This window comes from Streptomyces atratus (assembly GCF_040655115.1).
In the GTDB taxonomy this organism is placed as follows: domain Bacteria; phylum Actinomycetota; class Actinomycetes; order Streptomycetales; family Streptomycetaceae; genus Streptomyces; species Streptomyces atratus_D.
In genome coordinates this window covers 15656-38208 of the sequence record NZ_JBFAJH010000026.1, presented here as the reverse complement: position 1 = coordinate 38208, position 22553 = coordinate 15656, and the positions used below count along the sequence as shown (strand labels likewise).

The following is a 22553-nucleotide window of genomic DNA, read 5'->3' as shown; positions in this document are numbered from 1 at the left end:
CCTCAGAGCCGCTCTAGCGCCCGGCGGCCGCCGAACGCCATCGCCAGCGCGACGCCGAGACCCGTCACCACGGTCATCAGCAGGGCGATCACCGCGACCTGGGCGTAGGTGCCGCCGCCATACTCGTCGAACAGGACGACGGACAGGACCTTGGTCGTCGGCCCGCGCAACAGCAGCGAGACGCCGAACTCGTGGGTGAGCAGCACGAAGACGATCGCCGCCGAGGAGGCGATGCCCGCCCGGGCCAGCGGCAGCAGCACCTGAAAGAAGGTACGCAGCGGATGCGCCCCGCTGACCTGCGATGCTTCCAGCGTCGGGCGGCCCAGCGACATGATCGTGGCCAGCTGGTAGCGGACGGAGTACGGCAGCATGATCGTCACATACGCGATGATCATGCTTGTCTGGCTGCCATAGAGGCCGATGCCCGGGTGGGAGAACGCAAAAAGGAAACCGAAGCCGAGCAGCGCGGCCGGAACGGTCAGCGGCATGTTCGCCACCAGGTCGAGGACCGCCGGCACCGGGCGCCACATGCGGTCCCGATTGTAGATGGCCAGAGAGATCAGCATGCCGAGCGGGATGACTATCGCCACGCCGGTCAGGGACACAGTGAGCGTCGTGGTTACGGCCTGCAGGATCTGCGGGTCGTTCAGCACGGCCGAGAAGTGCTCGGTCGTCATGGCGCCGAAGGAGGGCGTGCCGCTCCAGTACGGCGACAGACCGACGAAGGCGATGGCCAGCAGCGGCAGGAACGCCGCGATCGTCGTGTACGCCAGCACGATGCACGCCGACACCGCGCTGCCCGTACGGGTCAGCTGCCGGTTGTCGAGGGAGGAGGCACCCTGCCCCACGAAGCGGTTCTGGTTCGCCAGCGAACGGGTCTGGAAGATCACCAGGAAGATGGCCAGCAGGAGCAGCGGCGTGCCGAGTGCGGAGGCGAGCTGGTAGTCGACCGGGTACTCCGCGCTCAGCGTGTACATCTTGGTCGTCACGACGTCCAAGCCCTCGCGGCGGCCGAGCAGGAGCGGGCCGGTGAACTGGCCCAGGGCCAGGAGGAAGACCACCACGGAGGAGTAGACCAGGGTGGGGCGCAGCAGCGGCAGGGTGATCGTGAACAGTGCCCGGACGGGGCCCGATCCGTTCACCCGGGCGGCGAGCGCGTAGTCGGAGCCGAGGTTACGGAGGCCGGTGTAGACGAACAGGTAGACGAACGCGGCCAGGTGGGTGCCCGTGTACACGATGATCCACTCAAACGTGTACACGTTGATCGGCCCTGAGGCCCCGTCGAAGAACGGCGTGGCGCGCAGCAGGGTGTTGGCGTAGCCGTTCTCCGGTGAGAAGAGGAACACGAAGCCGACGACGTGTGCGACGGACGGCACCACCATCGGCAGCACGGGCAGGAGCTCGAGCTTCTTCCGCAGCCGCGGCCGCATCGAGTAGGACGCGAGGGCCAGCACCGTCCCGAGCACCATGCCCACGACCAGCGCACCGATCCCGAGGGTCAGCGTGTTGACCGCGACGTTCTGCAGGTCGGACATGCCGGCCAGGCGGCGCATGCCGTCAGCGCCGTCGCTCCATGCCTGCCATTGCAGGGGGATCACCGGCACCAGGACCAGGGCGGTGGTGACGACTGTCAGGAGGACCCACGGCCAGTGCGGGCGGGCGGCCCGGCCCACACGGATCATCGCGGTGCTGCGGTCCGGGTGGTCGGCCGCCTCCGGCGCCGGACGTGTCTGCAGGTCAGGCGCCATGGGTCCAGCCCTCCACGAGTTTGCCGTCGGCGTCGTAGCAGAGCGTGTGCCGGGGGTCGATCCCCAGCTCGACGTCCGTCTCGGGCGCGTACCGCTCCTTGCTCGCCGGGATGCCGACCCAGAACCGGATGCCGTTGACGCGCACCACGTGCTCGTTGTGGTTGCCGCCGGGCAGCACCTCGTGGACCGTGCCGCCGGTGAGCCAGGAACGGCCCGCCGCGCCTTCGTTGCCGCCCGCGCCCCGCAGTTCGAGGTCCTGGTCGCGGAAGAGGAGGGTGTAGGTGCCGGGCATGCCGGGGCGGAAGAAGCCGCGCAGGGTCCGTCCGTCGACTTCGGCGGTGCCGAGGTCATCGACCTTGACCTCCAGGCGGTTGCGGGCCCCGAGGAAGTCGGCGACGTACGCGGTCGCGGGGCGCCGGTAGACCTCCTCGGGGTCGCCGATCTGCTCGAAGCGGCCCTCGCGCATCACGGCTACGCGGGTGCCCAGCGCCAGAGCCTCCTCCTGGTCGTGGGTGACGTAGACGCCGGTGAAGCCCAGCTGGCGGTGGAGGGAGCGGAGTTGGGCGCGCAGTTCGATGCGCAGCAGCGCGTCCAGGTTGCTGAGCGGCTCGTCGAGCAGGAGCAGGCCAGGGTTGGAGGCCAGTGCGCGGGCCAGCGAGACGCGCTGCTGTTGGCCGCCGCTGAGCTCGGGCGGGTAGCGGTCGGCGAGGTGGTCGCACTGGACGAGCTTGAGGACCTCCTCGACGCGGCCGCCGCTCAGCAGATTCTTCAGGCCGCGCGACTTGAGCGGGTAGGCGACGTTGCGGGCGACATCCATGTGCGGCCAGAGCGCGTAGTTCTGGAAGACCATGGCGACGTCGCGCCGGTTGGGCTGCACGAAGGTGCGGGTGTCGGCGTCGACCACGGTCCGGCCGGCGAGGTCCACGCGCCCGCCGTCAGGGCGCTCCAGCCCCACCAGGCAGCGCAGCAGCGTGGTCTTGCCGCAGCCGCTCGGCCCGAGGAGGACGAGGAGTTCACCGTCGACGATCTCCAGGTCGATGCCGTGGAGGACCTGGACGGACTCCTTGCGCCGGCGGAAACTCTTGGTGAGCTTCGAGACCTGCACCTTGGCTGTCGGCGCGGGGCTTTCCGGCTCGGCTGCCACTGTGGGCGGCGCTGCGGTGCTCTTTGTGGTCACGGCGGTGTCCTCCTGGGGTGCGGTCGGGCTTGCGGGGTGGCTCCGAAGCGCCGGAGCCTGTGCATGATGTATTCGGTGCGCTGGGACGGTGGCGCTGCAGAGAAGCGGTGGCGGTTCAGTCCGGTCGGCCGGCGGCCTGGCGCAGCAGCGGCCGGACGTCTTCGGCCTTGTCGAGCCCGAGGACGCCCTCGATCAGGGCCTCGGTGTCCGCGTCGGTCAGCACGCCGTCGGCGTTGGCCCGGAACTTGGCGGCCAACTCGTCCGTCGTCATCGTGGTGTCCGGGTCGGGCGAGGGACTGCCCTTGGGAAAACTGCGCTCGGCGGCGTAGGTCGTACCGCGGGCGTCGACCTCGATGCGGGTGGGCCGGGCCGACGGATGCTGCGCGAGCTGCGCCGTGTACTCGGGGTGCACCTCGAAGGTGACCTTGTTCATCAGGCCGAGGACCGAGTCGCCGAAGACGAACTCCGGGGCCTGCCAGGCCCGGCTGGGCGGCAGGTCATGGGCGCCGGCGGCGAGCCCGTGCGCAATGCTGAACTGCGCGTCCTGCACGTGCTCGATGCGGTTGTTCAGCCAGACCGGCTCCTTGATCCACCCCTCGCCCCACAGCCGGATCGCATCGATCTCCGCGGGGGCGATGCCGTGCTCGCGCACGAGCCCGATCAGGGCATCGAGCGGCGCGTGCAGCACCCGGCAGTGGGGGTAGGGCTTGTACGTCGCCTCCGTCGGGAAGCGCCATTCGGTGCCCAGCCCGTCGGTGAGATGGGACGGCTCCCAGCGCGCGGTGGCAATGAAGCGCCGGTAGCCGAACTCGGCGTCGTCCAGGATCTGCCGGTCGCCCCGGTGCCCGAGCTCCGCCATCAGCGCCGCGCTGATGGCGGCCTGCACCAGTGGTCCGGCCGGGGTGTACTTGACGGTCGAGCTCGGGGCGTGACGTATCCAGGCACCGTGGGAGTTCACCGGTGAGAGGGCCCCGGCGATGCCGAGCGCGTGGGCGATGGTCTCCGCGGGGTTGCCGCGGACCATGCTCACCGCGGCGGCGGCGCCGAACACCGAGCAGGCGTAGCCGACGACCGGGGCGAGTTTCGTCTCGCCGTCCGTCATGTCGCGGACGTAGTCCATGGCCTTGCCGAAGCGGTAGGTCATCTCGTGGGCGACCGCGACCGCTTCGATCAGCTTCCTGCCGGTGACGGCGCCGCTCTCGGCGAACGCCAGGGTCCCGGGAAGGACGTACGGCGAGACATGGCCCGGAGGCAGCACGGCGTCGAAGTCGAGCGCACTGACGAGCTCGGCGTTCGCGAAGGCCGCGCCCACGGGAGACGAGCGGCGGGGTGTGCCGAACACCGTGGCCTCGCCCGCCGAACCGCCCAGCAGCACGCCGTAGTCGATGCCGATCCGGCCCTTGGGTTCGGTGACACCACCCAGTGCGCAGCCGAGAGTGTCCAGGACCAGCCGCTTGGCCTCGTCCACGACCTCGTGCGGCATGGCGCCCATGTCGGCGGTGGCGGCGAACTCGCCGAGTACCTCGGTGAGAGTCTCGTTCATGTCTGTTACGTCCTTGCCGGAGTGCCCTGCGGGCCACGTGGTCAGTGGAACCACTTCTTGAACTTCCTGTTGGACTCCTCGATGCGCTCCGGGGTGTACGAGGAGGAGTCGAGCATCGCCGCGTCCTCGGCCGGCTCGATGGCGCCCTCGACGCCGTCGCGCCCGGCGGCGCCGAAGCCGTCGCCGTTGATCGCGGCCTGACCCTTCTCGGACATCATGAAGTCGAGGAAGACGCGTGCGGAGTTGGGCCGCTGCGTCTTGTTGAGGGCCGCCGCCCCCCACTCGATCCAGTAGCTGGGATCGGGCACGGTCGCCTCGATCGGCGCGCCCTGGGTCTGCAGCTCCTTCACCGTGGAGGGGGTGGAGGCGTTGGTCACGCCGATCTCTCCCGAGGCGACGGCCTGCGTCATCGTCACGACCGAGGGGTAGAACTTGGGGCTGAGCTTGCCGCTCTTGACCAGGTGTTCCTCGCCCAGCTCCTTCTCCTGGAAGTCCAGGTAGCCGGCGAGCGACGTGGTGACGTCGGTGCGCAGGCCGAGCTTGCCCTTGACCGAGGGATCGACGGTGTCTTCCCACTTCTTGAAGCCCTTGGGGAAGATCTTCTTGTTCCACACGAACATCGAGTAGGGGTAGGCGGAGGGAACGATCACCTTGCTCTTCACCGCCCAGGCCTCGTCGTTCCAGCCCTTGAGCGACGGACCGTCGACCTCGAGGAAGGCGCCCTTCTGGTTGGAGAACCAGGCCGGGTCGCTGTAGAGGAAGACGTCGGCGCCCTCCGACTTCGACTTGATCTCCGACTCGACCCGCGCCGGCAGCTCACCCGCACCGCGGGTGAGGTTGACGGTGATCTTCGGGTACTCCTTCTCGAAGGCGTCGACGAGGCGCTTGTTCTGCGCGCCGGGCATCACCGAGTAGAAGCTGACGGCGCCCTCCTCCTCGGCGGCCGCGACCACGTCCTTCCAGGGACCCTTGACCGCCGCGGCCTGGGGACCACCGCCGCACGCTGTCAGCCCACTGGCACCCAGCAGAACGGCCAGCGCTGCGGCCGTACGCCGCACTGAAGTGTGCTTCATGTTTCCTCCATGGTGTCTGCGGCGGTGCAATCGCCATCTCCGTGCAACATACTTTATATATAATGTGCGTCAAGGCTTCAGGTTGAACCCGGAAGACAATCCGCGGGAAATTCAGTGCAGCAGAATTGCTGTAACGCCCCTGAATATCGGGCAGTTGCTGAAGCATTCAGGAGAACTGCTCGCAGCAAAGGTCGTGAACGCGAATCACGGCGCCTGTACGCGCTCCCGGTGCGGCCCTTTCACCCGGGCCGCCCCCCCTTCCGGGCGACCCGCCGTCAGGCGCCTGCGAAGAGCACTCCGGAGTCGAGCAGGGCTTTCACGCGCGCCTCGTCGTACACCTCCGAGGCAATCTCCCAGGTGTGCTCCCCCACCAGGGGAGCCTTGCCGGGACGCTTGGGGCGGGTGCCGCCGAACCGCCAAGGCGGGCGCAGCAGGGAAAGGCCTTCTCGCTCCGGTTCCATCAGCTCCAGCCACTGGGTCTGGGGGTGCTCGATGAAGCCCGACATGGTGAGCACCGGGGCGAAGGGCACGTCGGCCTGGGTGAGCCGCTTCTCCCACTCGGCGGACGTCTTGGTGGCGAACTCCGTCTCGATGATCGCCATGAGCGCGGCGTAGTGCTCCATCCGCAGGTTGTACGTTGTGAAGCGCGGGTCGTCCGCGAGGTCGGGCCGGTCCATGGCCTCCAGGAGGGCGAGCCAGAACTTCTGGGAGGACGACAGGTGCAGGGCGATGTCGTCGCCGGCCGCGGTCTTGAGGCAGAAGTTCTGCGCCTGCGGGTGGCGGCTGCCGCAGTACGGGTCCTCGTGGCCGTTGTCGAAGTACTGCGTCATCGCGTCGACCGTGAGGGTGCTGACCGCCTCCATCAGCGAGGTTTCCACCCGCTGTCCGCCGCCGGTCGCGGCGCGCCCGACCAGGGCGGCAAGTACGCCGGTCAGCGTGGTGACGCCGGTGATGAGGTCGGCGAGGCAGGAGCCGGTCAGCGTCGGGCGTCCGGCCTCTCCCAGCACCGTGTACAGGCCGCCGAATGCCTGGCCGATCGTGTCGTAGGCGGGCCTGGTGCGCAGCGGTCCGCCGTCGCCGAACCCGGACGCGGAGGCGTAGACGAGGTCGGACCGCTCGGCGCGGCACTCCTCCTCCCCCAGGCCCAGGGCGGCCAGCTTGTCCGGCCGCATGTTCTCCAATACGACGTCGGTGCGCGGGAGCAGGGCCTTCACCGCCTCAATGCCCTCGAGGCGCTTGAGGTCGACGGCGAAGCTGCGTTTGCCGGCGTTGTACTGGATGAAGTAGGGGCTGCGGTTGTCGACCCCCCGCCGGAAGTCCTCACCGTCCCCCGGTTTCTCGACCTTGATCACGTCGGCGCCCAGGGCGCACAGCATGGAGCTCGCGTATGGGGCGGATATGTACCCCCCGAACTCCAGGACGCGGATGCCCTTGAGAGGCAGGTGCTGCATCGCTGACCTCGCTCTGGCTCAGGCGTCGGCGAATTTGCCGGTCGCACGAGGAAATATTTCGGAAACTTGCTGGTAGCGGAACCCCCGTTTCAGGGGCTGAGCCGCCGCGGGCCGTCAGCCGGCCATCAGGCTCTGGCCGCCGTCGACCACGAGGGAGGCCCCAGTGATGAACGCGGCCTCGTCGGAGGCGAGGAACAGAGCGGCGCGGGCGACGTCCCAGGCCGTCCCGCCTGGGTGCCGCAGGGGCACGCGGGCGTTGCGCTCGGCGATCACCTGCTCCCGGCTGGCCCCCGACTGCCGCACGCGGGGCTCCACCGCCATCGGTGTCTCCATCAGCCCCGGCAGAATCGCGTTGGCCCGGATGCCGTAGGAGGCGTTGGCCGCGGCCACGTGCTCGGTCAGGGAGAGGACGCCGGCCTTCGAGGTGCGGTAGCCGACGTTCGGATAGTTGATGAGCACCGCGTTGGAGGCGATGTTGGTGATCACCCCGCCGCCCTGTTCCCGCATGACGGGGAGGGCGTGCTTGCAGGTGAGGACCATGCCCTGCAGGTTGACGGCGAGGATGCGGGAGAAGGCCGCGGGCTCGATCTCCGTCACCGGGGCGTCGCCTGCGGCAGCGGCCGCCACCCCGACGTTGTTGTGCAGGATGTCGAGGCGCCCGTAGGCGTCGACGCATGCGGCGACCGCTGCCTCGATGTCGGCCTCGCTGGTGACGTCGGCCCGTACGGCCAGCGCCCGGCCACCCTCGTCGACAATCTCCTTCGCGGTCTGCTCCGCGGAGGCCGCGTCCCGGTCGACCGCGACCACCGCAGCCCCCTCGCGGGCCATCAGCAGCGCGGCGGCCCGGCCGTTGCCGACCGTGGCCCCCTCGGTCTGCCCGGCGCCCACGACCAGGGCCACCTTGCCGGCTACTCGTTGCCCCATCGTTGTGGCTCCTTCCTGCTCACCCGGCCCAGTAATCATGCAAGATACGTAATATATTTTGCCCATACAAGGGTTCACGCACAGCCTTTCAGTAGCGCACTTTATATATGATGCATGTCAGTGGGGACCACTCCGCGCCTCACCTGCACGGCCTGGAGACCACTCCCCGCACCCCCCATGACCAGGAAGGAAGCGCGCATGGGCCGCCTCTGCGAGACCGAGGGTCTGACGGATGTACAGGAGGAGATCCTCCGGACCGTCCGCAGCTACGTGGACGACAAGATCCTCCCCGTCGCCTCGGAGTACGAGCACAAGGACGAGTACCCGACCGAGATCGTCGAGGGCCTGAAGGATCTCGGCATCTTCGGGCTCACCATCCCCGAGGAGTACGGCGGCCTGGGCGAGTCCCTGCTCACCTACGCCCTGGTGGTCGAGGAGCTCTCCCGGGGGTGGATGAGCATCTCCGGCGTCATCAACACCCACTTCATCCTCGCCTACATGATCTCCCGCCACGGCACCGAGGAGCAGAAGCGCTCCTACCTTCCCCGCATGGCCACAGGCGAGATACGCGGAGCGTTCTCCATGTCGGAGCCCGACTGCGGCTCGGACGTCTCGGCCATCAGGACCAAGGCCGTCAAGGGCGCCGACGGCACGTACACCATCGACGGCCAGAAGATGTGGCTCACCAACGGCGCTTCGGCGAACCTGGTGGCCGTACTGGTCAAGACGGACGAGGGACACGACACCCCGCACCGGAACATGACCACGTTCCTCGTGGAAAAGAAGGAGGGCTTCGGCGAGACGGCGCAGGGCGTCACCGTCCCCCGCAAGATCGAGAAGATGGGCTACAAGGGCGTCGACACCACCGAGCTCCTCTTCGACGGCCACCGCATCGGCGCCGACCGCATCCTGGGCGGCGCCAACGGCAAGGGCTTCTACCACATGATGGACGGCGTCGAGGTCGGCCGGGTCAACGTCGCGGCACGAGCCGTCGGTGTCGCCCACCGCGCCTACGAACTCGCGGTCGCCTACAGCCAGCTGCGGGAGACCTTCGGCAAGAAGATCGCCCAGCACCAAGCCGTGCTGTTCCGGCTCGCGGAGATGGCTACCAAGACCGAGGCCGGGCACCAGATGATGGTCCGCGCCGCCCGCAAGAAGGACTCGGGCGCCCGCAACGACCTCGAGGCCGGCATGGCCAAGTACCTCGCCTCCGAGTACTGCGCGGAGGTCGTCGAGGACGCGTTTCGCATCCACGGCGGCTACGGCTACTCCAAGGAGTACGAGATCGAGCGGCTCTACCGCGAGGCGCCGATGCTGCTCATCGGCGAGGGCACCGCAGACATCCAGCGTATGATCATCGGACGTCGCCTGCTGGAGGACTACAAGGGCGAGGGCTGACGCCCGGCAAGCGCCGGGAGGTGCACAGGGCCCGGGACCGGAGGTGTGTACGGCGCCCCGGTTCCGGGCCCTGCCCTTCCCGGGCCGTGGCCGGACCCACTACCGTTACCGTGTGCCATGCGAAACAGGCTAGAATACTTCATTTCCTATATGATGTTTGCGGACGCTCCCTCAACGAAGTCGGTGACTGCCACCATCTACGGAAGCGACGCCGACGAACACGGAGCCGGAGACAGTGAAGAGCAGCCCCACGGCCACCAGGCGGACCCCCCGGAACAAGCGCCAGCAGCTTCCCGAGGAAGTGGCCGCCTACGTACGCGAGTTGGTCATCTCGGGAGAGGTCAAGGCCGGCGAATTCCTCCGCATGGAGCCCATCGCCGAGGCGGTGGGGGTCAGCATCACTCCCGTCCGTGAAGGGCTGCTGCTCCTGCAGAGCGAGGGCTTCGTGCAGCTCGTGCCGCGGCGCGGTTACGTCGTCGCGCCATTCACCCGCGGCGACATCGAGGACCTCTTCTGGGCGCAGGCCCGCCTCGGGGGCGAGCTCGCGGCCCGCGCCGCCAAGCGGATCACCCCTGCCGCCATCGCGCGGCTGGAGACCAACATCGAGGAGTACGAGCGCGCCGCCGAGTCGGGTGACACAGACGCCCTCACCGACCTGGGCCACCTCTTCCACCGTGAGGTCAACCTGGCCGCAGACTCCCGACGGCTCGCACTGCTGATGGGCACGGTGGTCAAGCAGCTGCCCAACCAGTTCTACGCGACCATCGAAGGGCGGGTGGACAACTCACGTACGGAGCATCCGCTGCTGCTGGACGCGCTGAAGAACGGCGATGCGCGCAAGGCGCGTTCGGTCTTCGAGAAGCACATCCAGGGCGCGGCCGCCCGGCTGATCGACACTCTGGAGAAGCGGGGCATGTGGGTGGAGGAGCGAGCGGTCTGACACCGTGGGCGGAGGAGCGGCCGGACCACCCCTCCGCCCACCCTCACTCGGGCCGGTTCGCTGCGTAACCGGCGTACAAGGCGTGCGTACCTCCGTCGACCTCGGCAATGAGGCCCGAAACATACGAGGCTTCATCCGAGTTGAGGAACAGGGCGACGGCCGCCTGCTCCTCGGACGTTCCCGCCCGGCGCAGCGGGACGACGGCCTCCCGGGCTTCCCAGTAGCCGCTGTTCCCCGTCCGCAGCCGGGTGTTCATCCCGGTCGCCGTCAGGCCGGGGCACAGGGCGTTGACCCGGATGCCGTGCACGCCCCACTCGACGGCGAGCGCGCGAGTCAGGCCGACGGCGGCGTGCTTGGAGACGACGTACGGCACGTTCCCGGGCAGGCCGTGGGTTCCGGCGACTGACGCCGTGTTGAGAACCGCCCCGTGCCCCTGCTCGATCATGACCCGGCCGACGGCGGTGACGACGTGGAAGGCAGCGTCATTGTTGACACCCATGACGAGCGACCACGTCGCATCGTCGATTTCCGCGGCGGGGCGGGGCCGGCTGATGCCCGCGTTGTTGAACAGCGCGTCGATGCGGCCGCCCCCGAGCTCCCGGGCGGCAGCGACCAGTTGCTGCGCGGCACCGGGTTCCCGGACATCGGCGGCGACGGTCGCCACCTGGTCGGCCTGCAGCTCCGAGAGCGCCCCGGCATTCACGTCGTTGGCAACGACCAGGGCCCCTTCAGCGACGAGGCCCTCGACGATCGCCCGGCCGATGCCGGAAGCCGCCCCGGTGACGACGGCCACCTTGTCGGAGTAGCGCTGCGGTCCACGGGTGGTCATGAAATCTCCTTCAGCGGTCACGAAATCTCCTTCAGACGGCCCAGCAGCGCCAGCGGAATCAGACCCAGCACCGCAGCTGCGGCAACGTACGCCGACACCAGGAAGGTCCCGTCCCCCGCGTCGAGGAGGGCGACCATGATGAGCGGTGCCCAGCCGCCACCGACGATGTTCGCCACCTGGTGCCCGAGTGAGGCACCGGTGTAGCGCACCTGGGGCGGGAACATCTCGGCGAACATCGCGACCGCCGGCCCCTGCATCGCACCGACCGCGGCGAGTCCGACGAACAGGCCGAGGACCAGCAGCGGCAGCTCCCCGGTGTCGGCCAGCGGGAACACCACGAACGACCACGCCCCCGCGACGACGGCTCCGGCGGCGAACACGGGGCGGCGCCCCACTTTGTCGGACAGTGCGGCAAAGCCGATCGTGCCCGCGGTCCACCCGGACATGGCGATCAGTACCGCGGTGAGCACGGTGTTCTTGCCCATGCCGAGCTCGTGCACGCCGTAGTCGAGCATGCCGGTGGTGATGATGTAGAAGCTGATGGTGGCCGGGGCGAACGTGCCGGCGGCCAGCAGCACGGCCTTGGGGCGCCGCAGCACTTCCAGGAGCGAGGACTTCGGCACGGCCTGCGCGCGGTTCCGGCGTTCCTGCTCGGCGCGGCGGAACTCGGGGCTGTCTTCGATGTTGCGGTGGATCGCGTAGGCGAGCGGCAGCATGACGATGCTGAGCAGGAACGGGATCCGCCAGCCCCAGCTGTCGAACGCCTCCTGGCCCACCAGGACGCCGACGAGGATGAAGACGAGATTGGCAGTAATCATGCCGAGCGGCACGCCCAGCTGGGGAATGGCTCCGTAGAGTCCGCGCCGGTTCGGGGGCGCGTGCTCGAGGGCCAGCAGGGACGCGCCACCCCACTGCCCGCCGACCGCCATCCCCTGCGCGACGCGGAGCAGGACGAGCAGGAGCGGCGCCATGATCCCGGCCATGGCGAAGTTGGGCAGCAGGCCGATGAGCGTGGAGGCCACGGCCATCAGCACCATGGCACCGACCAGGGCGGGCTTGCGCCCGTGTCGGTCGCCGATGTGCCCGAACACTGCAGCGCCGAGCGGTCGGGCGGCGAAGCCCACGGCGAAGGTCGCGAAGGAGGCCAGGATCCCGGCCGTCGGGCTCACTTCGGGGAAGAACTGGCCGTGGAAGACCAGAGCGGCGGCCGTACCATAGATCATGAAGTCGTAGTACTCAATGGCCGACGCGGAGATGGCCGCGGCCAGGGCCTTGACCCGGGGCTTACGGTCCGAGACGGCCGACACGGCAGTGCGCGGCACGTCCACCTGGATGTTCACTCTGCTCTCGATTCCGTGGTGACAGCCGGTGCGGCTCTCTTCAGGAGCGGCCGGCGGGCTTCGTCCTCGGCCGGACACGGAAACCCAACTGCGCACGATATAAAATGTATGGGTGCAGTTGTGTCAATAGGTGCGCGGCGAGCGTACGGGAACGGGGCGCTCGGAGTGCACGCCGTGCGGGCGGATCAGCCCTTCCTGGGCGACTGTGGCGACCATCCCCCGGGTAGGGCTGTACACATGGGCTGTGGCCAGCCCGCGGCTGCCGCCGGCCCAGTCGGAGGACTTGTCGTACAGCAGCCACTGGTCGGCGGGGACGATCTGGTGGAACCACATGGTGTGGTTGATGGTCGCCCGCTGCACCTCTGGCGCCAGGAACGGGTAGCCGTGCGGCCGCAGCGTGGTGGACAGCAGCGTCAGGTCGCTGATGTAGGCCAGCAGACAGGAGTGCAGGGCCACCTCCTGACTGTCGAGGGGGTCGTGCACGCGGAACCACAGACGCTCCGTCGCCGGCCCCAGGCGCCGGCCGCCTGCCACGGCCAGGTTCTTCGCGGGCGGTGCGGCGGCCTCGCGTTCCTGGATGACGCGCAGGTCGAGGGCCTTCCACTCCTCGCGCCAGAACGCCCGGGTGTCGCAGTCCGCCCGCTCGAGCGCGTCGACCAGCGGGACCGCGTCCCCCGGTACGGGCACGCGCGGCATCGGTGCTTGGTGTTCGTAGCCCGCCTCGTCGCGGTGGAAGGAGGCGGTGAGTTCGAAGATCTGGTGCCCGTGCTGATGGCCGCAGACCCGGCGCGCGGTGAAGGACCGCCCGTCCCGCACGCCGGTCACGTCGTAGCGCACGGGCTCCTTCGCGTCACCGCCCCGAAGGAAAGAGGCGTGCAGGCTGTGGACCGGGCGGCCGGACGGGACCGTGCGGTACGCGGCCATCAGCGCCTGGGCCAGCAACTGCCCGCCGTAGGTGCGGGCCATCCTGCTGGGGCAAGCCGCCTGCCCCAGAAAGCAGTCGGTTCCGACCTCCTGAAGGTCAAGCAGGTCCACCAGGTCCTTCCCTGATGCGGGCATGGGTGCGCCTCCATGGTGCGGGTCCGTCGGTAGGATGACCATTGTAGCCAGAGAATATATTTTGTATCATGCGTGATGAGCTACCGGTTCACGGATCGATGACGCCCCGCGAAAGGCCGCGCATGACCACCACCGACTCTGACTCTCCCCTCTCCACACTCTTCTCCGTCGCGGGGAAGAATGTTCTCGTCACCGGCGGCAGCCGCGGCATCGGCCTCGCCATCGCCGAGGGCTTCGTCCGTGCGGGTGCCCGCGTCTACATCTGCTCGCGTAGTGCGGAGGCCTGCGCCGCCGCGGCCAAGGAGCTGTCGCAGTACGGCGAGTGCCACGCGCTGGCGGCCAACCTGGGCAGCGCCGAGGAGTGCCGCTCCCTGGCCGCGCAGCTCGCCGAGCGCGAGACCCGCTTGGACGTGCTGGTGAACAATGCCGGCGCGATCTGGGCCGAAAAGCTCGAGGAGTACCCGGAGTCCGGGTGGGACAAGGTCTTCAATCTGAACGTCAAGGGCCCGTTCTTCCTCGTGAAGTCGCTGCTGCCGCTGCTGAAGGCGGCTGCCGCTCACGAGGACCCGGCCCGGGTGATCACCGTCGGCTCGATCGACGGCCTGCACATTCCGTCCCACGAGACGTACGCGTACTCCTCGTCAAAGGCCGCGGTGCACCAGCTCAGTAGGCATCTCGCGGACCAGCTGGCTCCGTTCTCCATCACCGTCAACGTGATCGCGCCCGGCATGTTCAACAGCAAGATGCTCAAGGGGACGCTGGAGCAGCGCGGCGAGGAGGCCATGCTGGCGCCGGTCCCGCTGAAGCGCTTCGCGAACGACGCCGACATGGCCGGCACCGCCATCTTCTTGGCCTCGCCCGCCGGTTCGTACATCACCGGAGCCGTGCTGCCGGTCGACGGCGGCACCGCCACCACCCTCTGACGAACCGCTCTCTTTCCCGTACGTCCGCATGGGGCCGACGGCCCCGAGCATGAAAGGGCCCTGCCTTGAGGATCGTTGTCTGTGTGAAGTACGTGCCCGACGCCACCGGCGACAGGCACTTCGCCGATGACCTGACCGTCGACCGCGACGATGTCGACGGCCTGCTGTCGGAGCTGGATGAGTACGCGGTCGAGCAGGCGCTGCAGATCGCTGATGAGGCGGACGACGCCGAGGTCACGGTGCTGACGGTGGGTCCGGAGGATGCCAGGGACGCGCTGCGCAAGGCGTTGTCGATGGGTGCGGACAAGGCCGTTCACGTCGAGGACGACGACCTGCACGGCACCGACGTGATGGGCACGTCGGTGGTGCTGGCCAAGGCGATCGAGAAGACCGGCTACGACCTGGTGATCGCGGGTATGGCCTCGACCGACGGCACGATGGGTGTGCTGCCGGCGATCCTGGCCGAACGTCTGGGCGTTCCGCAGGTGACGCTGCTGTCCGAGGTGTCGGTCGAGGACGGCAGGGTCACGGGCCGCCGTGACGGCGACAGTGCGTCCGAGCAGCTCGAGGCGTCGCTGCCGGCCGTGGTATCGGTGACGGATCAGTCGGGCGAGGCGCGTTACCCGTCCTTCAAGGGCATCATGGCCGCCAAGAGGAAGCCGGTGGAGTCCCTGGACCTCGAGGACCTGGAGATCGACGCCGGCCAGGTCGGTCTGGAGGGGGCCTGGACCAAGGTCGACTCCGCGGCCGAGCGTCCCGCCCGCACCGCCGGCACGATCGTCAAGGACGAGGGCGAGGGCGGCAAGCAGCTGGCCGCCTTCCTCGCGGAACGGAAATTCGTCTGAGCAGCCTGGCCGCCGGACGTTCGTCTGAGGCTTCGGCCCCTATCGGCCACCAACCGCCCCCCTTCATACTTCGCAAGCAGGAGAGAAGAAGTCCCATGGCTGAAGTCCTCGTCTACGTCGACCACGCAGGCGGCGCCGTCCGCAAGCCCACCCTGGAGCTGCTGACGCTGGCCCGCCGGATCGGTGAGCCGGTCGCCGTCGCCCTCGGCTCCGGCGCCGAGAACACCGCCGCCGCGCTCGCCGAGCACGGCGCGGTGAAGGTGCTCACCGCGGATGCGCCCGAGTTCGCCGACTACCTCATCGTCCCGAAGGTCGACGCGCTGCAGGCCGCGTACGAGCAGGTGTCCCCGACCGCCGTGCTGGTGCCCTCGTCCGCCGAGGGCAAGGAGATCGCCGCGCGCCTCGCGGTCCGGATCGGCTCGGGCATCATCACCGACGCGGTCGACCTCGAGGCCGGCGAGGCGGGCCCGGTCGCCACCCAGTCCGCGTTCGCCGCCTCCTTCACCACCAAGTCCCGCATCACCAAGGGCACCCCGGTCATCGCGGTCAAGCCCAACAGCGCCGCCGTCGAGGCCGCCCCGGCCGCCGGTACGGTCGAGGCACTGACCGTCTCCTTCTCCGAGAAGGCGACGGGCACGAAGGTCGTCTCCCGCACCCCGCGCGAGTCGACCGGGCGCCCGGAGCTGACCGAGGCCGCGATCGTGGTCTCCGGCGGCCGCGGCGTCAACGGCGCCGAGAGCTTCGCCGTCATCGAGGCCCTCGCCGACTCCCTCGGCGCGGCCGTCGGCGCCTCGCGTGCCGCCGTCGACGCCGGCTGGTACCCGCACACCAACCAGGTCGGCCAGACCGGCAAGAGTGTCTCCCCGCAGCTGTACATCGCCTCCGGTATCTCCGGCGCGATCCAGCACCGGGCCGGCATGCAGACCTCGAAGACCATCGTCGCGATCAACAAGGACGCCGACGCCCCGATCTTCGACCTGGTCGACTACGGCGTTGTCGGCGACCTCTTCGACGTCGTCCCCCAGCTCACCGAGGAAGTCAACAACCGCAAGGGCTGACCCGCTTCCGGACCACCCACTCCTCGGAAAGGACGTCTTCCATGACACCCACGCTGACCCAACGCCTCGCCGACTTCACCGCCGCAACCTCGTACCACGACCTGCCGGAGGAGGTCGCGGACGACAGCAAGCGGGTGCTCCTCGACTCGATCGGCTGCGCCCTCGCCGCCGTCGGTGAACCCCGCGGCCGCATCGGCATCGAGTACGCCGGCCTGCAGAGCGGAACGGACGAGTCCGCCACTATCCTCGGCTCGGACCGGCGCAGTTCGGTGTTCGGGGCGGCGTTCGCCAACGGCGAACTGATCAACACCCTCGACTTCGACGCCGTACTCCCGCCCGGCCATGTGGCACCGTATGTGATCCCCGGAGCGCTGGCCGTCGCCGAGGAGCGCGGCGCGAGCGGCAAGGACCTGATCACGGCCGTCGCCCTCGCGCACGAGATCACGCACCGCTTCGGCAAGTCGATGGACTACCTGCGTGACACCAAGGACGGGAAGACCGCGCTCTCCCCCGTGGTGGGCTTCAGCAGCACCATCTTCGGCGCCACCGCCGCCATCGGCAAGCTCCGCGGGCTGTCCGCCCCGACTCTCGCGCACGGCCTCGGCATCGCCGCCACCTCCTCCCCCGTCAACGCCCACCGGGCCTGGATCGCGCACGCACCCAGCTCCACCGCCAAGTACCACCTCCAGGCCGGGACCCTGGCGCAGACCGCGCTGACCGCGAGCTGGATGGCCGAGCTGGGCCACCGAGGCGACCTGCACGTACTGGACGACGCCGAGGTCGGCTACCGGCGCTTCATCGGCACCGATCGCTGGGTCCCCGATAACCTGACCGACGGGCTCGGCACCCGCTGGGACTTCCCCGCGCAGCACAGCTACAAGCCGTACCCGCACTGCCGCATCCTGCACGCCCCGCTGGACGCGCTCATCGAGATCGTCGAGAAGCACGACATCAAGCCACAGGAGATCGAGTCCATCCGCGTCTGGGGCGAGGGCTGGGTCATGGAACCGGTGTGGCTCAGCCGCGAGGTGGAGCATGTCCACGACGCGCAGTTCACCATCGCGCACGGCATCGCCGTCGGCGCCCACCGCATCACCCCCGGTAACGGCTGGCAGGACCCGAACCTGGTCTTCGGCTCCTCCGTACGCACCCTGATGGACAAGGTCACCTACGCGCCGCACCCCGACTACGTGACCGCGCTGGAGGCCAACCCTTCCGCCCGCCCCACCCGCGTCGAGGTCACCGCCCGGGATACCACGTACACCGCCGAACGCAGCTTTCCCAAGGGCAGCCTCTCCCCGGACCCCGCAACGTACGCGACGACGGCGGACCTGGTCGGCAAGTTCCGGCACAACGCCTCGGGTGTACTCAGCGAGGCGGACACGGACCAGGTCGTCGACGCGCTGCTCAACCTGGAGTCGGCAGGCGACGTACGTACCGTGCTGCGTGCGCTGACCCCTTCCGACTCGCGCCGGTAGTCCCGGACGACCGAGCCCGACCGCACAGATGGAGACAAGGATGCCGCTCACCGCGGACGAACTCGCCGCCCACGTCGAGTCCTGGGCCCCGACCGCGCTGGTGCACGAGGACGACCTGTCCCCCGGGCCGGCAGCCGCCTTCGCCGCGCTGCTCGGCCGGCCTGAGGACGGGCCCGCCGCCAGAGATCCACTGCCGCCGCTGTGGCACTGGCTGTACTTCCTGGAGTGGGTGCCGCAGCAGGACCTCGGCCCGGACGGCCATCCGCTGGACGGCCACTTCCTGCCGCCGGTCCCCGACCGCCAGCGCATGTTCGCGGGCGGCCGTTACGAGGTGCGCCGCCCCCTGCTGACCGGCGTCCGCACCCGACGGAACAGCAGCCTCGGCTCGGTGATGGTCAAGCGGGGCTCCTCCGGCCCCCTGCTGTTCATCACCGTGCGGTACGAGTACGCCCAGGAGGGCGAGGTCTGCGCCGTCGAGGAGCAGGACATCGTGTACCGCTCCGGCCCTGCCCCGGCAGCACCGGCCGTACCCACGGCGTCGGAGGAGCCCGAGTCCGAGGAGGACTGGCAGCTCGCACTGGCCCCGGACCCGGTGCTGCTGTTCCGCTTCAGCGCGCTCACCGCCAACGCCCACCGCATCCACTACGACGCCCCGTACACCCGGGAGACCGAGGGCCACGCCGGGCTGGTCGTGCATGGTCCGCTGCTGGCCCTGCTGATGCTGGAGCTGCCCCGCCGCAACGAGAAGCGCCCCGTCCGGAACTTCTCCTTCCGGCTCCGCAGCCCGATCTACGGGTACGAGCCGATGCTCGCCCACGGGACCTCGGAGGGCGACCGCGCCGCCCTGCGGGTCTCCACCGGCCGCGCGGACCGGCACAGCACCGGCGAGGTGACCTTCGCATGACCAGCTCCCTCACCCGGGCCCGCACCCTGCTCTTCGTACCGGCCGACCGCCCTGACCGCTTCGCCAAGGCGGCCGGGAGCGGCGCCGGGGCCGCCATCCTCGACCTTGAGGACGCAGTGGCCCCGGAACGCAAGGACGAGGCCCGTCAGCATGCGGCCGCATGGCTCACGTCCAACGGGCACTCCCTCGTCCGCGTCAACAGCCCGGGAACGCCCTGGTACGAGGAGGACGTGACGATGGCCGCCCGGTGCGGGGCACCGGTCGTCGTGCCCAAGGCAGAGGACCCCGCGGCCCTCGCGGAACTCGCCGACCGCCTCGGCCCCTCCGGGATCGTCGTCGCTCTCGTCGAGACGGCACTCGGCGTCGAGCGGGCCTTCGAGGTGTGTTCCTCGCCCGGCGTCGTACGGGCCGCGCTGGGAAACGTTGACCTCGCCGGTGAGCTGGGGGTCTCCCCCGACGACCACACGGCACTGGCCCACGCCCGCAGCCGGCTGGTGTGCGCCTCGGCCGCAGCGCAGCTGGTGCCGCCCGTGGACGGGGTCACCACCGCCATCCGGGACGCGGCCGCCCTGACCGCCGATCTGGCCCACGGCCGCCGCCTCGGTTTCACCGGGAAGCTGTGCGTCCACCCGTCCCAGGTGGTGCCGACCGAGAAGGCGTTCGCCCCCACCGAGGAGGAGCTGATCTGGGCCCGGGAGGTCACCATGGCGCAGGACGGGGTGTCCGTGGTCGACGGGAAGATGGTCGACAAGCCCGTTCTCGAGCGGGCCCGCCGCATCCTGGCCTCCTCCTGAAAGCGCGGACGGGCCCTGGCCCTGCAGCGCGCCAGGGCCCGTCCGTCTCTCTCAGAACGGGGCCACGACACCCCGGTCGACGAGCCCGCCCAGCTCCGCCGAGCCCAGTCCGAGCACCTCGCTGAGCACCTGCTCGGTGTGTTCGCCGAGCCTGGGTGCCGCGGCCACCGGCCCGTACTCCTCGCCCCGGCGCAGGGGCGAGCGCGCGGTCAGCACCTCACCGATGCCGGGCTGCTCCACCTGCCCGATCACTCCGGATCCGCCACCCTCGCGGATTTCGGCGGCCACCTCTCCCATGGTCCGGTACGCGCTCCACAGGACGTGGGCCGCGTCCAGCTCGCGCGTCACCTGCTCCAGCTCACGGGCCTCGAACCAGGGGCGCAGCACCGCTGCGATCGTCTCGCGCAGCCGGAAGCGCTCGGACTCCTCGTCCAGGTCGATGCCCAGGGCGTCCTCCAGTGCGGCGAACACCTTCTCAGTCCCAGTGACGGTGCGCAGCGCCGCCCACTGCCGCGGAGTGAGGGCCACGACCATCACGCGTCGCCCGTCCCCTGTGGCGAAGTCAACGCCGAAGCTGCCGTAGAGGTGGTTGCCGTGGCGCGACCGGTCCCCCTGTTCCTCGGCCTCGGCGAGCCAACCCATGCCGGCCACTCCGGCCAGGGCCACGTCGTGCAGGGCCAGCTGCAGGAAGGCTCCCTCCCCGTTGCGCTCCCTTCCGTGCAGCGCAGCGAGCAGGCCGGTCACGGCGGTCATCCCGGCAAGGAGGTCCCAGGCGGGCAGAACGTGGTTGACCGGGTCCCCCGATCCGGCAGGGCCGGTGAGATCGGGCACACCGACCTCGGGGTTCACGGTGTAGTCCACCGCCGGGCGGCCGTCGGCGTAGCCCTGGATGTGGACCTGGATCACGTCGGGGCGCCGCTCGGACAGGACGTCGTACGACAGCCAGGGCCGGCCCGCGTTGTTGTCGACGACGATGCCGTTGTCCCTGCCCGCGGCGGTGGCGAGTGCGATGACCAATTCACGTCCCTCCGGGCTGCGCAGGTCGACGGCGACGGAGCGCTTGCCCTTGTTCAGTGCTGTCCAGTACAGGCTCTGCCCCGTGCGGTCCGACACCGGCCACCGCTGGTGGTCGGGGCCGCCCCCAACGGGGTCGACCCGAATGACATCGGCACCGAGCTGGCCCAGCGTCATGCAGCCGGAGGGACCCGCGACAAAGCTCGCGCACTCCACAACTCGCAGCCCCGCAAGGGGCGTTCCTGTCGTACCGGGCATCGTCACAGCAGACCTCCAACTGGCGCGCATGCGGAGCGGGCGCTCGGCCCGAGCATGCAAATCTATTACACATGATATATCTTATGTCACTAGTGGATGCACCGTACGGATGAACAATCGGAGGCGAGCGTTCGCGATGACGTCAGCACCAGAGGCGCTGCAGCGCCTGGTCGACCGGCAGGAGATCCAGGACGCGCTGGCGCGCTACGCCCGCGGGGTGGACCGCGGCGACTGGGAACTGGTCAGGTCCGCCTATCATCCCGACGCCCACGACGAGCACGGCTCCTTCAGCGGTGGCGTCGACGGCCTGATCACCTGGCTGACCGACCGCTTCGAAGGGGTCGACAACTCCGTGCACTTCCTGGGCAACTGCCTGATCGAACCAACCGGCCCGGACTGCGCCCTCGTCGAGACGTACTTCGTCAGCGCGCGCCTCACCACGAAGGACCCGCAGCGCGCGATCGACGCCGGTGACGCGCTCAGCCGCCAGGCATGGGGTCGTTATGTGGACCGCTTCACCCGGCGCGAAGGCGCCTGGCGCATCGCGTTGCGCACGGTCGTCGTCGACGGCCGGTTCCAATCCCCCGCGCTCGGCGGTGCCCGCACGGCCGGGGACTCGTGGGGCGCCCGGGACTGGACCGACCCGCTGCACGCCGCACGCTCCGCCGCGGGGCTGACCTGCTGAACGGGGCGCCGGTCTGATCTTTGGTGCCCGCGACGTCGCCCAGCTCCTGCTCGACTCCGTCAAGACCCCGCCCGCCGAGCCCGAGGTGGAGCCCGCGAGGAGTCATACCAAGCACATCAATAACTTTCAGCGTTCTCGCTGAAGCTCCGCATTGCGACAAACCGAGGAATCCCATGGTCAGCAAACCCAGCATCCCGGTCGGCGTCCGACTCCCTCTTGCCAGCGAGAAGCTGCCACCGGCCGAGCTGCTCGCCACCTGCCGCGCCGCACTCGAACTCGGTTACAGCTCGTTCTGGGTGGGCGACCACGTGCTACTGCCCGAGTCCAGCGCCTCGGCGTACCCCCACACCGAGGACGGGCAGCGCCCTTTCCGAGCCGACACCTCGTGGCTCGACCCTCTCCTCCAGCTGACCTGGCTCGCCGGCCAGCTCCCCGAGGCGCGGTTCGGGACCAGCGTCATCATCACGACGCTGCGCCGCCCGACCCTGCTCGCCAAGCAGCTCGCCAGCATGTCGTGGCTCACCGAACGTCCCCTGTCGCTCGGCGTCGGCACAGGGTGGCTCCGCGACGAGTACGACGCTGTCGGCATGCCCTTCGAGAGGCGGGGCGTCCGGGCCAAGGCGGACATCGCCGAGATCAGGGAGCTGCTGACCTGCGGCCGGCGCACCTACGTGGTGCGCGGTGACAACGACCAGCCTGTGAAGAAGTCATTCGTCATGTTGCCCACGGCTCCGGCACCGGTCGAGTTCCTGTGGGGAGGCTTCAGTCCGATGGCCATGCGCCTCGTCGCGTCGACATGCGACGGCTGGCTGCCCGCGAAGCAGAGCCTCGAGGCGCTGGAGGGCCACATCGCCCGGCTCAAGGCCGCGTGCGACGACGTCCACCGCGACTTCAACGAGCTGAAGCTCGTCGTGAAGCCCGGTTCCGGGCCCGATCCGAAGTCCGGCGCGATCGAAAAGGACAACCTGGCCGGCTATGCGGAGCTCGGCTTCCATGAGGCGATCCTCGAGATGCCTTACGAGCCCGACAGCGCGGCAGACGCGATCGGCACGCTGGAGCGCGTGGCGGCCCGCAGCTGGCTGTAATCCCCACCGAAGCGACAGGAAGAGCCG

At 69.4% G+C, this 22553-nt stretch carries 20 protein-coding genes; 10 read left to right on the top strand and 10 right to left on the bottom strand.

The features are described 5' to 3' along the window. Positions 1-2: 2 nt before the first annotated feature. The 6 genes from AB0I23_RS24980 to AB0I23_RS24955 form a co-directional block, all read right to left on the bottom strand. Complete coding sequence (locus tag AB0I23_RS24980; protein ID WP_359112370.1) at positions 3-1748, bottom strand: ABC transporter permease; 1746 nt, start codon at positions 1746-1748, stop codon at positions 3-5. Further along, the gene (locus tag AB0I23_RS24975; protein WP_359112368.1) at positions 1738-2925 is read right to left on the bottom strand and encodes an ABC transporter ATP-binding protein; all 1188 of its coding nucleotides are present in this window, start codon (positions 2923-2925) and stop codon (positions 1738-1740) included. The genes AB0I23_RS24980 and AB0I23_RS24975 overlap by 11 nt, the downstream gene beginning before the upstream one ends. A 115-nt stretch (positions 2926-3040) precedes the next feature. Beyond that, on the bottom strand, positions 3041-4468 hold the full coding sequence (locus AB0I23_RS24970; protein ID WP_359112366.1) for an MmgE/PrpD family protein: 1428 nt from the start codon (positions 4466-4468) through the stop codon (positions 3041-3043). A gap of 41 nt (positions 4469-4509) precedes the next feature. After that, complete coding sequence (locus tag AB0I23_RS24965) at positions 4510-5541, bottom strand: ABC transporter substrate-binding protein (RefSeq protein ID WP_359112365.1); 1032 nt, start codon at positions 5539-5541, stop codon at positions 4510-4512. Between the two features lie 275 nt (positions 5542-5816). Further along, positions 5817-6992, bottom strand: a complete 1176-nt coding sequence (locus tag AB0I23_RS24960) for a CaiB/BaiF CoA transferase family protein (RefSeq protein WP_359112364.1) — start codon at positions 6990-6992, stop codon at positions 5817-5819. 114 nt (positions 6993-7106) lie between these two features. Beyond that, positions 7107-7916 (bottom strand): SDR family NAD(P)-dependent oxidoreductase, encoded by an 810-nt coding sequence (locus AB0I23_RS24955; protein ID WP_359112363.1) that lies wholly within the window; start codon positions 7914-7916, stop codon positions 7107-7109. 198 nt (positions 7917-8114) lie between these two features. Here AB0I23_RS24955 and AB0I23_RS24950 point away from each other — a divergent pair, with 198 nt between their 5' ends. Then, a complete protein-coding gene (locus AB0I23_RS24950) occupies positions 8115-9314 on the top strand; it encodes an acyl-CoA dehydrogenase family protein (RefSeq protein WP_359112362.1) in 1200 nt (399 codons plus the stop codon). Between the two features lie 235 nt (positions 9315-9549). After that, on the top strand, positions 9550-10254 hold the full coding sequence (locus tag AB0I23_RS24945; protein WP_359112361.1) for a GntR family transcriptional regulator: 705 nt from the start codon (positions 9550-9552) through the stop codon (positions 10252-10254). Positions 10255-10297: 43 nt separating this feature from the next. On the opposite strand, the gene AB0I23_RS24940 is transcribed toward AB0I23_RS24945, so the two are convergent. The 3 genes from AB0I23_RS24940 to AB0I23_RS24930 all read right to left on the bottom strand — a co-directional run bounded on the left by AB0I23_RS24940 (position 10298) and on the right by AB0I23_RS24930 (position 13482). Continuing rightward, the gene (locus AB0I23_RS24940; protein ID WP_359112359.1) at positions 10298-11083 is read right to left on the bottom strand and encodes an SDR family NAD(P)-dependent oxidoreductase; all 786 of its coding nucleotides are present in this window, start codon (positions 11081-11083) and stop codon (positions 10298-10300) included. Positions 11084-11100: 17 nt separating this feature from the next. Next, positions 11101-12423, bottom strand: a complete 1323-nt coding sequence (locus tag AB0I23_RS24935) for an MFS transporter (RefSeq protein ID WP_359112358.1) — start codon at positions 12421-12423, stop codon at positions 11101-11103. Positions 12424-12546: 123 nt separating this feature from the next. Beyond that, positions 12547-13482 (bottom strand): acyl-CoA thioesterase, encoded by a 936-nt coding sequence (locus AB0I23_RS24930; protein WP_359112357.1) that lies wholly within the window; start codon positions 13480-13482, stop codon positions 12547-12549. 122 nt (positions 13483-13604) lie between these two features. On the opposite strand from AB0I23_RS24930, the gene AB0I23_RS24925 reads away from it, so the two are divergent. The 6 genes from AB0I23_RS24925 to AB0I23_RS24900 all read left to right on the top strand — a co-directional run bounded on the left by AB0I23_RS24925 (position 13605) and on the right by AB0I23_RS24900 (position 19484). Next, a complete protein-coding gene (locus AB0I23_RS24925) occupies positions 13605-14405 on the top strand; it encodes an SDR family oxidoreductase (protein WP_359112356.1) in 801 nt (266 codons plus the stop codon). 83 nt (positions 14406-14488) lie between these two features. Then, positions 14489-15250, top strand: a complete 762-nt coding sequence (locus tag AB0I23_RS24920) for an electron transfer flavoprotein subunit beta/FixA family protein (protein WP_359112355.1) — start codon at positions 14489-14491, stop codon at positions 15248-15250. 95 nt (positions 15251-15345) lie between these two features. Then, positions 15346-16308, top strand: coding sequence for an electron transfer flavoprotein subunit alpha/FixB family protein (locus AB0I23_RS24915; protein ID WP_359112354.1), 963 nt, complete (start codon positions 15346-15348; stop codon positions 16306-16308). 41 nt (positions 16309-16349) lie between these two features. Next, positions 16350-17786, top strand: a complete 1437-nt coding sequence (locus AB0I23_RS24910; protein ID WP_359112353.1) for an MmgE/PrpD family protein — start codon at positions 16350-16352, stop codon at positions 17784-17786. 40 nt (positions 17787-17826) lie between these two features. Beyond that, positions 17827-18690, top strand: coding sequence for a hypothetical protein (locus tag AB0I23_RS24905; RefSeq protein WP_359112351.1), 864 nt, complete (start codon positions 17827-17829; stop codon positions 18688-18690). Continuing rightward, the gene (locus AB0I23_RS24900) at positions 18687-19484 is read left to right on the top strand and encodes an HpcH/HpaI aldolase/citrate lyase family protein (RefSeq protein ID WP_359112349.1); all 798 of its coding nucleotides are present in this window, start codon (positions 18687-18689) and stop codon (positions 19482-19484) included. Before AB0I23_RS24905 ends, AB0I23_RS24900 begins: the two co-directional genes overlap by 4 nt. Positions 19485-19535: 51 nt before the next feature. On the opposite strand, the gene AB0I23_RS24895 is transcribed toward AB0I23_RS24900, so the two are convergent. Beyond that, entirely contained in the window at positions 19536-20756 is a 1221-nt protein-coding gene (locus AB0I23_RS24895) for a CoA transferase (RefSeq protein ID WP_359112348.1), read from the bottom strand. Positions 20757-20892: 136 nt separating this feature from the next. Here AB0I23_RS24895 and AB0I23_RS24890 point away from each other — a divergent pair, with 136 nt between their 5' ends. Together AB0I23_RS24890 and AB0I23_RS24885 are read left to right on the top strand one after the other, a co-directional pair. After that, positions 20893-21441: a nuclear transport factor 2 family protein gene (locus tag AB0I23_RS24890; protein ID WP_359112346.1), complete on the top strand. Its 549-nt coding sequence runs from the start codon at positions 20893-20895 to the stop codon at positions 21439-21441. Between the two features lie 173 nt (positions 21442-21614). Further along, the gene (locus AB0I23_RS24885) at positions 21615-22526 is read left to right on the top strand and encodes an LLM class flavin-dependent oxidoreductase (protein WP_359112345.1); all 912 of its coding nucleotides are present in this window, start codon (positions 21615-21617) and stop codon (positions 22524-22526) included. The last annotated feature ends 27 nt before the right edge of the window (positions 22527-22553 follow it).